General features: G+C 71.6%; 11 protein-coding genes. 8 read left to right on the forward strand and 3 right to left on the reverse strand.

Going from position 1 to position 9,837, the window contains the following annotated elements:
* The 8 genes from MXD62_RS26080 to MXD62_RS26115 all read left to right on the forward strand — a co-directional run.
* Positions 1–539: cyclic nucleotide-binding domain-containing protein (locus MXD62_RS26080; RefSeq protein WP_251082343.1), on the forward strand; the 539-nt coding region annotated here is incomplete at its 5' end.
* Positions 511–1,377, forward strand: a complete 867-nt coding sequence (locus MXD62_RS26085) for an FAD/NAD(P)-binding protein (RefSeq protein WP_248832064.1) — start codon at positions 511–513, stop codon at positions 1,375–1,377. The genes MXD62_RS26080 and MXD62_RS26085, both read left to right, overlap by 29 nt.
* Positions 1,377–2,258: an oxidoreductase gene (locus MXD62_RS26090; protein ID WP_248832065.1), complete on the forward strand. Its 882-nt coding sequence runs from the start codon at positions 1,377–1,379 to the stop codon at positions 2,256–2,258. The genes MXD62_RS26085 and MXD62_RS26090 overlap by 1 nt, the downstream gene beginning before the upstream one ends.
* Entirely contained in the window at positions 2,248–3,537 is a 1,290-nt protein-coding gene (locus MXD62_RS26095; protein ID WP_248832066.1) for a Ni/Fe hydrogenase subunit alpha, read from the forward strand. Before MXD62_RS26090 ends, MXD62_RS26095 begins: the two co-directional genes overlap by 11 nt.
* The gene (locus tag MXD62_RS26100) at positions 3,528–4,001 is read left to right on the forward strand and encodes a hydrogenase maturation protease (protein WP_248832067.1); all 474 of its coding nucleotides are present in this window, start codon (positions 3,528–3,530) and stop codon (positions 3,999–4,001) included. The genes MXD62_RS26095 and MXD62_RS26100 overlap by 10 nt, the downstream gene beginning before the upstream one ends.
* A gap of 77 nt (positions 4,002–4,078) precedes the next feature.
* Positions 4,079–5,773, forward strand: coding sequence for a class I SAM-dependent DNA methyltransferase (locus MXD62_RS26105; protein WP_248832068.1), 1,695 nt, complete (start codon positions 4,079–4,081; stop codon positions 5,771–5,773).
* On the forward strand, positions 5,766–6,890 hold the full coding sequence (locus tag MXD62_RS26110) for a restriction endonuclease subunit S (protein ID WP_248832069.1): 1,125 nt from the start codon (positions 5,766–5,768) through the stop codon (positions 6,888–6,890). The genes MXD62_RS26105 and MXD62_RS26110 overlap by 8 nt, the downstream gene beginning before the upstream one ends.
* A gap of 125 nt (positions 6,891–7,015) precedes the next feature.
* A complete protein-coding gene (locus MXD62_RS26115) occupies positions 7,016–7,459 on the forward strand; it encodes a hypothetical protein (RefSeq protein WP_248832070.1) in 444 nt (147 codons plus the stop codon).
* Positions 7,460–7,612: 153 nt separating this feature from the next.
* Here the strand turns inward: MXD62_RS26115 and MXD62_RS26120 are convergent, their stop codons facing one another.
* From MXD62_RS26120 to MXD62_RS26130, 3 genes are all read right to left on the reverse strand, one after another.
* Positions 7,613–7,954: a hypothetical protein gene (locus MXD62_RS26120; RefSeq protein WP_248832071.1), complete on the reverse strand. Its 342-nt coding sequence runs from the start codon at positions 7,952–7,954 to the stop codon at positions 7,613–7,615.
* A gap of 171 nt (positions 7,955–8,125) precedes the next feature.
* Complete coding sequence (locus tag MXD62_RS26125) at positions 8,126–8,998, reverse strand: hypothetical protein (RefSeq protein WP_248832072.1); 873 nt, start codon at positions 8,996–8,998, stop codon at positions 8,126–8,128.
* A 198-nt stretch (positions 8,999–9,196) separates the two neighbouring features.
* Complete coding sequence (locus MXD62_RS26130) at positions 9,197–9,613, reverse strand: hypothetical protein (protein WP_248832073.1); 417 nt, start codon at positions 9,611–9,613, stop codon at positions 9,197–9,199.
* Positions 9,614–9,837 lie beyond the last annotated feature (224 nt).

Genomic DNA, 9,837 nt, shown 5'->3' on the forward strand with positions numbered 1-9,837 from the left:
ACCCACCGAGGCGATCGCGCGTGAACGCGCACGACGCAGTAGGAATCCCCGGCCTTCAGGCCGGGGAGGACGTCAAATCCGTTGAGACACCCCTGGGCGAGGCGGGAGTGTTCGCCGGCATGCGCCCGGATCACCTCGCGCTGCTCGCCCGCTGCGCCCGCGACGCGACGTTCGACGCCGGTGCGGTGATCCTGCGGGAGGGCGACCCGGCGGACACTCTCTACGTCATCCGGCGGGGCACGGTGGCGATCGAGATGTTCGTCCCGTCCCGTGGGCTGGTTCCCATCGAGACGGTCACGGCCGGCAGCGTGGTCGGCTGGTCGTGGCTGTTCCCGCCGTACCGGCTGCATTTCGACGCCCGCGCCCTGTCACCCGTCCGGGCGAGCGCCATCGACGGCTCCTGCCTGCGCCGAACCTTCGCGCGGGACCCGGCGCTGGGCTACGACGCGCTGCTCCACCTCGCCCAGGTGCTCGTCGAGCGCCTGCAGGCGACCCGTCTGCGACTGCTTGATGTCTACGGAAACCCGGACCAGGGCTGACGGCGCGGCCGGGGAGATGACCCCGCGGCCGTTCCGGGTCACGCGCCGCCGCCAGGAGACACGTGACACCTGGACGCTGGAGCTCGAACCGCTCTCCGGGGCCCCGATCGGCGCCGAGCCCGGCCAGTTCACGATGGTCTACGCCTTCGGTGTCGGTGAGGTGCCCCTGTCCGTGGCGGCCTGTCCCGAGCCGGCCGGCACCGGCGGGCCGCTGGTGCACACCGTCCGGGCCGTCGGGGCGGTGACGGCGGCGATCTGCGCCGCCCGGACGGGTGACGTCCTCGGGGTGCGTGGTCCGTTCGGGCGAGGCTGGCCGATGAGCGCGGCCGCCGGCTCGGACGTGGTCGTGGTCGCGGGCGGACTCGGACTCGCACCGCTGCGCCCGGTGGTCCGGCGGATCCTGGGCCGGCGGGACGCCTACGGCGAGGTGGTCGTCCTGGTCGGCAGCCGCACACCCGTCGACCTCCTCTACCGGCGCGAGCTGGCCGGTTGGCAGGACCGGGCCGACCTGCAGGCCCTGGTCACCGTCGACGGCGGTGCGCCCGGATGGCGCGGCCGGGTCGGGCTCGTCACCGCCCTGCTCGGTGACGTGCGATTCGACCCGGCCCGGGCCGTCGCGTTCACCTGCGGCCCCGAGATCATGATGCGGCTGACCGCGCGGGCCCTGGTCGACGTCGGAGTGCCGGCCGACCGCGTCCACCTGTCCGTGGAACGCAACATGCACTGCGGCGTCGGGCACTGCGGTCGCTGCCAGCTCGGCCCGCTGATCCTCTGCCTCGACGGGCCGGTCCGCGACTACGACCGCCTCGGCCCGCTGCTGGCTGTGCGGGAGCTCTGATGCCGACACCGACACCGACACGGACACCGACTCCGTTCCCGGCCTCGTCCCCGGCACCGACCGCGACCCCGGCGGCCAGGCCCCGGCTCGCCGTCTGGAAGTTCGCCTCCTGCGACGGCTGCCAGCTCACCCTGCTCAACCGCGAGGACGAGCTGCTCCCGCTCGCCAGCCAGGTCGAGATCTCCTACTTCCTCGAGGCGTCCAGCGCCACGGTGGCCGGGCCCTACGACCTGTCGCTCGTCGAGGGCTCGGTGACCACCGGGCAGGACGCGGAGCGCATCCAGCAGATCCGGGCCGCGTCCCGACGCCTGGTCACGATCGGGGCGTGCGCCACCGCCGGGGGCATCCAGGCACTGCGCAACTTCGCGGACGTCCGCGGCTTCCTCGCCGCCGTCTACGCCACTGCCGAGTACGTCTCCACGCTGTCGACGTCCACCCCGATCTCCGCGCACGTCCGGGTGGACTTCGAGCTGCAGGGCTGCCCGATCGACGGCCGCCAGCTCATCGAGGTGATCAGCGCGTTCCTCGCCGGCAGACGCCCGGGCATCTCCTCGTCCTCCGTCTGCACCGAGTGCAAGCGGCGCGGGACGGTCTGCGTCATGGTCGCGCACGGCACCCCCTGCCTCGGCCCGGTCACGCACGCCGGCTGCGGCGCGATCTGCCCCGCCTACCACCGCGGCTGCTACGGCTGCTTCGGCCCCATGGAGAGCCCGAACGCCCCCGCGCTGACCCGGCAGCTGAAGGTCCTCGGCATGGACGACGACGACGTCGGCCGGGTGTTCCAGACGTTCAACGCCGCCGCGCCCGCGTTCCGCGCCGCGTCCGGCGGCAGCGAGGACGGCGGCAGCGAGGGCGGCGGGAGGTCCGATCATGACAACTAGGACCATCACGCCCCCGCCGCTGGCTCGGGTGGAGGGCGAGGGAAGGCTGCTGATCAAGGTCGTCGACGGGCGGGCCACCGAGGTCCGCCTCAAGATCTTCGAGCCGCCGCGGTTCTTCGAGGCGCTGCTGCGCGGCCGCGCCTACACCGAACCCCCCGACATCACCGCCCGTATCTGCGGTATCTGCCCCGTCGCCTACCAGATGAGCGCGCTCGCGGCCATCGAACAGATCTGCGGCCTCGACGTCGACGGCCCGGCCGCGGCCCTGCGCCGCCTCATCTACTGCGGCGAGTGGATCGAGAGCCACGCCCTGCACGTCTTCCTCCTGCACCTGCCGGACTTCCTCGGCTACGACAGCGCGATCCACCTCGCACAGGACGATCCCGCCCTGGTGGAGAACGCGCTCGCGTTGAAGAAAGCCGGGAACACCCTCATGACCGTCATCGGCGGCCGGTCGATCCACCCCGTCAACGCGCGGGTCGGCGGCTGGTACCGGGCACCCCGCCGGCGCGAGCTGACCGACCTCGCCCCCCGGCTCGAACGGGCCCGGGACATCGCCCGGGACGCCGCCCGGTTCGTCGCCGGCCTGGACTTCCCCGACGACGAGATCTCCCAGCCCTTCGTCGCTCTCCACCAACCCGGCGAGTATCCCGTCGAACGCGGTCGGATCGTCTCGACCGACGGGCTCGACATCGCCGCCGCCGACTACGACCGGCACTTCACCGAAGAGCAGGTCCCCTGGTCGAACGCGTTGCACTCCACCCTCGCCACGGGCGGCTCCTATCTCGTCGGCCCGCTGGCCCGCTTCGCGCTGAACGCACGGTGGCTGGCACCCGCCGCGCGCGAGACAGCCGCCGACATCGGCCTGCGCCCACCCGAGCGCAACCCGTACCGCGCCATCGTCGTCCGTTGCGTCGAGATGGTCCACGCGGCCGACGAGGCACTGCGGATCATCGGTGACTACACCGAGCCCGACGTCCCCGCGCTGGAGTCCCGGCCCCGGGCGGGAACCGGGTACGGCGTCACCGAGGCGCCCCGCGGCCTGCTCTACCACCGCTACACGACCGATCAGGACGGCACCGTTCTCGACGCCAAGATCGTTCCGCCGACCTCCCAGAACCAGCGCTCGATCGAGGACGACCTGCGCGGAGTCGTCGAACGCGGCCTGGACCTGCCCGAAGCCGAACTCGTCCGGCGCTGCGAGCGGGTCGTCCGCAACTACGATCCCTGCATCTCCTGCGCGACCCACTTCCTGACCCTCCACATCGAATGCGACTGACGGTCGTCGGGATCGGCAATCCCTACCGGCACGACGACGCCGTCGGCCTGGAGGTCGCCCGCCTGCTCCGCCGCCGGCCCCCGCCGGGCGTGGACGTGCTCGAGTCCGAGGGCGAACCGACGAGCCTGCTCCTCGCGTGGGAGGGGGCCGACGCGGTCTGGATCATCGACGCCGCCGAATCGGCGGCCCCGCCCGGAACCGTGCACCGGGTCGAGGCCGACGACCACGCGCTGCCACGGGAGGTGGGCGCCGCCTCGACCCACGCGCTCGGGCTCGCGGACACCGTCGAGATCGGACGGGGCCTCGGTCGACTCCCGAAGCACGTCGTGATCTACGCGATCTCCGGCCGCGACTTCTCCGCCGGCGAAGGCCTCGACCCGGACGTCGCGGCGGCCGCCCGCACGGTGGCCGCCGCGGTCCGCGCCGAGACAGCGGACCATGCCGCACCGCCGTCGAGGGGCTGACAGACGGCACGCTTACCCTGATCGACGCCCCGAACCCGACCCCCTGACCGGCCGGTTCCACGATCGCAAGGAGATCCATGCCCCCGCGGAGGAAGTCCGCTCAGGCCGGACCGCCCACCATGGCCCAGTTGCGCGAGACGCTGTGGAAGACGGCCGACAAGCTGCGCGGCTCGATGGACGCCGCCCAGTACAAGGACTTCGTCCTCGGCCTGATCTTCCTCAAGTACGTCTCGGACGCGTTCGCCGAGCGGCGCGAGCAGATCCGCCAGGACGTGCTCGCCGACGGGATCGACGAGTCCCGGGCCGAGGAGTTCCTCGACGACGTCGACGAGTACACCGGGCAGGGTGTGTTCTGGGTGCCGGGGCAGGCCCGGTGGGAGCACATCGCGGCGAGCGCGGGAAGCGCCGGCATCGGGGAACTGCTGAACGCGGCGATGGACGCCGTGATGAGGACGAACCCGGCGCTCACCGGCGTCCTCCCGCGGATCTTCAACGGTGAGGGCGTCGACCAGCACCGGCTCGGCGAGCTCGTCGACCTGCTCGGTGACGCCCGCTTCACCGGCCACCGGGCGACCGAGCGGCCCGCGCCCACGCCTACTGGCGAGGACGGTGCGCTTTTCGGCGAATCCACCGCCGGAGTTCCGACGGAAGCGGCGACGCGGCTGGCACGGGACGTGCTGGGGGAGGTGTACGAGTACTTCCTGGAGAGGTTCGCCCGCGCCGAGGGCAGGCGCGGCGGTGAGTTCTACACCCCGGCCAGCGTGGTGCGGTTGCTCGTCGAGGTGCTGGAACCCTACGAGGGCCGGGTGTACGACCCGTGCTGCGGTTCGGGTGGCATGTTCGTCCAGGCGGAGAAGTTCGTCGTCGCGCACCGGGGGCTCACCCACTCCGGCGACATCGCCGTCTACGGCCAGGAGTCGAACGAACGGACCTGGCGGCTGGCGAAGATGAACCTCGCCATCCACGGGATCACCGGCGACCTGAGTACCCGGTGGGACGACACCTTCCGCAACGACCGGCATCCGGACCTGCGGGCCGACTTCATCCTGGCGAACCCGCCCTTCAACATGTCCGACTGGGCGCGCACCGTCGACGACCAGCGCTGGCGGTACGGGACCCCACCGGCCGGCAACGCGAACTTCGCCTGGCTGCAGCACATCATCGCCAAGCTGGGCTCCCGCGGGACCGCCGGCGTGGTGATGGCGAACGGCTCGATGTCGTCGAGGCAGTCCGGGGAGGGTGAGATCCGTGCCGCGCTGGTCGAGGCGGACCTGGTGGCCTGCATGATCGCGTTGCCGCCACAACTGTTCCGCACCACCCAGATCCCCGCCTGCCTGTGGTTCTTCGCGAAGGACAAGGGCCAGCTGGGCGCCCGCCGGCTCGCCGAACGGCGCGGCGAGACGCTGTTCATCGACGCCCGCGACATGGGCACGATGATCGACCGCACCGAGCGCATCCTCACCGACGGTGACCTCGAGAAGATCACCGACACCTACCGTGCCTGGCGTGGCGCGAAGTCGGCCCGCGACAAGGGCCTGGCCTACGAGAACATTCCCGGCTTCTGCTATTCGGCCTCCACCGAGGAGATCCGCACCCACGACCACGTCCTGACCCCGGGCCGCTACGTAGGCGCCGCCGAAGCCGACATTTCCCACGACGAGCCGATGGCCGAGAAGATCGAGCGTCTCGCCAAGGAACTCTTCATCCACTTCGAAGAGTCCGCTCGCCTGGAAAAGGAAGTTCGCAGCCAACTGGAGCGCCTCGATGCCTGAATGGCGGCGCAGCTCGCTCGCTGACCTGGTTCGGCTGCGGCGGGGATTCGACCTGCCGGCGCCGGAACGCCGGGCTGGTCGTTTTCCGGTGGTCGGCTCCGCCGGGGTCAGCGGGTGGCACGACCGGGGGCCGGTCGCCGGGCCGGGGATCACTCTCGGGCGCAGCGGTTCGTCAATCGGCACGGTGACGTACGTGCCGTCTGACTACTGGCCGTTGAACACCGTGCTGTTCGTCGAGGACTTCCAGGGTAACGATCCGCGTTTTCTCTACTTCCTGCTGCGGACGATCGACTTCACCCGGTTCAACTCGGGGAGCGCGCAGCCCTCGCTCAACCGCAACTACATCGCCGCCGTCGAGCTGCGTGCGCCGGAGTATCCCGAACAGCGGGCGATCGCGGCGGTGCTGGGCGCCCTCGACGACAAGATCGCGCTGAACCATCGGCTTGCCTCGACTGCCCGGGAGCTCGCCGAGGCACGGTACGCGGCGGCGACGCGCGGGCCGGGCCGCCGGGAACTCAGGCTCGGTGACCTGGTCGAGACGCTGACCCGGGGGATCACACCCCGGTACACGGCGGACGACTCCGCGCTCGTCGTACTCAACCAGAAGTGTGTACGCGCCGGCCGGGTCGACCTCGCGCCGGCCCGCGGGACGGAGCCGGCCACGGTTCCCGCCGCGAAGCGGCTGCGGGCGGACGACGTCCTGGTCAACTCGACGGGCACCGGCACCCTGGGTCGGGTGGCGAGGTGGGTGCATGCGACGCGGGCGACCGTCGACTCGCATGTCACCGTCGTCCGGTTCGCACCGGACCGGTTGGACCCGGTGTGCGGGGCATTCTCCATGCTGGCCGCGCAGCCGAGGATCGCCTCGATGGGTGAGGGCAGCACCGGCCAGACCGAGCTGAGCAGGGCCAAGCTGAACGACCTGGTGATCGCGGTGCCGGCGGCCGAGCGGTGTGCCGGGATCGGCGCCGAGCTGGCGGCGCTGGACGCGCGCGGCGAGGCGGCGCACGCGGAGTCGGCGGCGCTGGCCCGGCTGCGGGACGCGCTGTCGCCGAAGCTGATGTCCGGGGAGGTCCGCGTCCAGGACGCGGAGCGGGCCGCGGGAAGCCTGGTGTGACAGAGATCCGGTGTGCGGAGAACTGAAGTGACGGAGAAGGGGCGGGTCCGCCGGCATCGGCGGCGGCTGCGACCCGCTGGCCGCCGTCCTATCCCGTGACGGGTGCCGCGGCCGCCACGGTCGTGATGACCATCGGAACGGTCGCGGTGTTCGCCGCTGCCGCCGCCGCTGCTGCGGTTGGCGGCACGATCGTCGCGGCCACGGTGTTCGCCGGCACGATCGTCGCGGTCACCGAGGTCGCCGAGCGCGGGGCTGGCAGCGCGGGCAGCACCGGCAACGGGGGTAGCACGCGCAGCCCGGGGATCGTCGTGGCAACCGGCGCGGGGAGCGACGGGCGCGGGGGGACGGGAGCGGGCAGTCGCAGCGGTGCCGGCCGCGCCGCGGCGATGACCGACCGGCGGCGTGCCGGGGTGAGCGCCGGTGTCGGCGGCGTGTCGAGGTGCAGCTCGATCGCGTGCATCGCCAACATCATCAACATGAGTGCGAAGGGGAAAGCCAGCACAATAAAGATCACTATTGAGGACACCTTCCGCGCGGTGCGATCCGACACGGCTGGTCACGGTGGGTGACTCGCAGGGCTCCCGCCAGCCGTTCGACTCATTACCGCACCAACCGGCCGATTCCTCCGTCCGGGAGACGGGCCAGCCTGGCATAGGTGGCGCTCACCACCACCATCCGACGCACCCGAAACAGCCGAGGCCGGGGACCGGCCGGCCGCGGGGTCACCCTCGGTGGGTTCGGTTCCGTTCCCGCATCCGCCGCGGATACCCGAGCACCGCGGCGTCGTACACCGGCACGCCCACCGACCTCGCCAGCTTGGCGGCGACGGTCGGGGTCCCGACTCGCCGGCGGATCCAGTCGCCGTCCCGGTCCACCGCGACAACCGTCGTGTCGGTCGCGGTGGTCTCCGGCTCGACGTAGAACTCCACCCCGATCCGCTCCGCGACGAAGGCCCGCAGGTCGGCGAGGTCCGTGGGGCCGGCCTCCCGATCGAGCAGTGTGGCCCGGCTCTTCGAACGGCCCTGGCCATACCGGCGCAGCAACAACCGATCCCGCCAACCCATCAGACGCCCCTCCCGAAGGACCCGGCTCCAGTCGACTCCCACCATCGAAGCGCCGCCGTCCTAAACAAGCCTTAACGGCAGATCAGAACACCCTTGGATCACTCGGAGAACGACAGCGACCCGATGAATCGGCGAGCAGTCACCGGACGGTCCGGCGCGGGGCATCGGCCACTACCGGCTCGATTCGGTGCCGGTCCCGTCTCGTTCCGCGAGCCAGGCGAGGCGTGCCTTGCCGCTGGCCCCCGGGTCGGGGGCTGCGACGTCGACGACCGGGCGGGTCCCGAGGGGCTCGTCGAGCGGGACGACGGTGCTCCACCGGCGGCCCGAGGCCTGGCGGAACATGGTGCTGACCTTGCGGCCGTCGGGAAGCACCCGGGTCCTGCCCCGGCCGAAGGTCGTCGGCCCGTCCGGGCCGAAGGCGAGCCAGGCGCGGACGGCCACCCGTTCGGAGGTCTGCTCGACATCGAAGCCGGCGAGCACCTCGTCCCGGTGGCTGTTCACCGTGCACCACAGCTCACGACCATCGGCGGTGACCGAACAGCCGTGGACCCTGTGCTGCCACCGGTGTCGCGCCCCGACGATCAGCCCGGCGGCGCCGCGGGGCCGCCGGTACTCGAGCAGTGCCCGCAGGAGCCATTCGGGGTTGGTCGCCGGGCCGTCGAGGACGCCGGCCGGAACCGGGCGTGGCGGTGCCTGCCCGGCGCGGGGGAGAACGTCGACTGGCCGTCCGGCCCGGAAGAAGCCGGCGATGCGCTGGGACACCGTCAACAGCACCCGCTCGGCGTCCGCACCGTCGTACTCACGGCCGGCGAGCGTCGGCCATGCACGCCAGGGGCCCACCGGGACACCATCGCCAAAGCCGCAAAGGACCGATCGGGGGCCGCTCAGGTCAGGCGTGCCACCGTCCGCCGCGGCTTGCCGCAGCCCGTCGCCCTGCGGGCGGAACCACCAGGTGGCGAAAGCGAAGGCTGGTTGAACACGCACCTCGAGCCGCCTGCCGGCACCGCCCATGCCGGTGCCGACGTCCTGCGGGGTGTTGCCCATGCCGCCGCCTTCCCGGCGCGCCGATCCAGGGCCTCCCGCCCCGATGATGCTCCGGCGCCGCAGGTCAGCACACGTCTCTGGCCGGGCTCGCTCGCGCCGGGATCAACCGCGTTCCAAAACCTTATGGGCTGACCCCGGATATGATCAACGTCATTTCGCGGGATTCGCAGAGCAGCCCCGACCGCGGCCCGGTGACTGTCAGGAGTCCGGAGGGGCGTTACGAGGTGGCCGGTGTCGTTCCCGGTCCGCCTGCGCGACGTCCTTGTGGAAAGGGCTGCCGATCCACAGTTGCTCGCCCGTCGCGGATGTGCGGCCCCAGAACAGGCCTTCCATCTCACCGAAGCGGGTACGTCGTGGCAGCCGGGCCAGGAGTTCTCCGCCCGTGGGACGGCTCGGCAGCAGCCGCCGGGCACGCAGCACGACAACGCTGCGATCGGTGACGACAACGATCCGTCGGCCGACCATGTAGTAGGACGCGGGCATCAGAACGAACAGGAACGGCGAGCTGGTCTGGGTCATGAACACCTGCCGGACCTGCTCGCCGGGCTCCAGATAGGGCCGGGCGCGAGAGGCAAGTTTGTCGCGTATAGCCATCGGGAGATGAGCGTAGACCATGCACGCTCCGCGCGGCGACATTTCCCCGAGCCACGCCCTCGCCTGCGGCCTGCGCGCCGGAACTCGTCCGGTCTCGGCAGCGGGATCGCGGTCGCGGAACCCCATGGTCTTCTGGGGAAGGCGGGCTGAGCATCTCATCGGCGTGGCCGATGACTGAGATTCGTAGCGCGCTATCCCTGTCCTTCAGGGCGGGGATAGCGCGTTCAGGCCGGGCGGCGCTGCCC

The organism is Frankia sp. Mgl5, from assembly GCF_023242985.1.
Lineage (GTDB): Bacteria > Actinomycetota > Actinomycetes > Frankiales > Frankiaceae > Parafrankia > Parafrankia soli.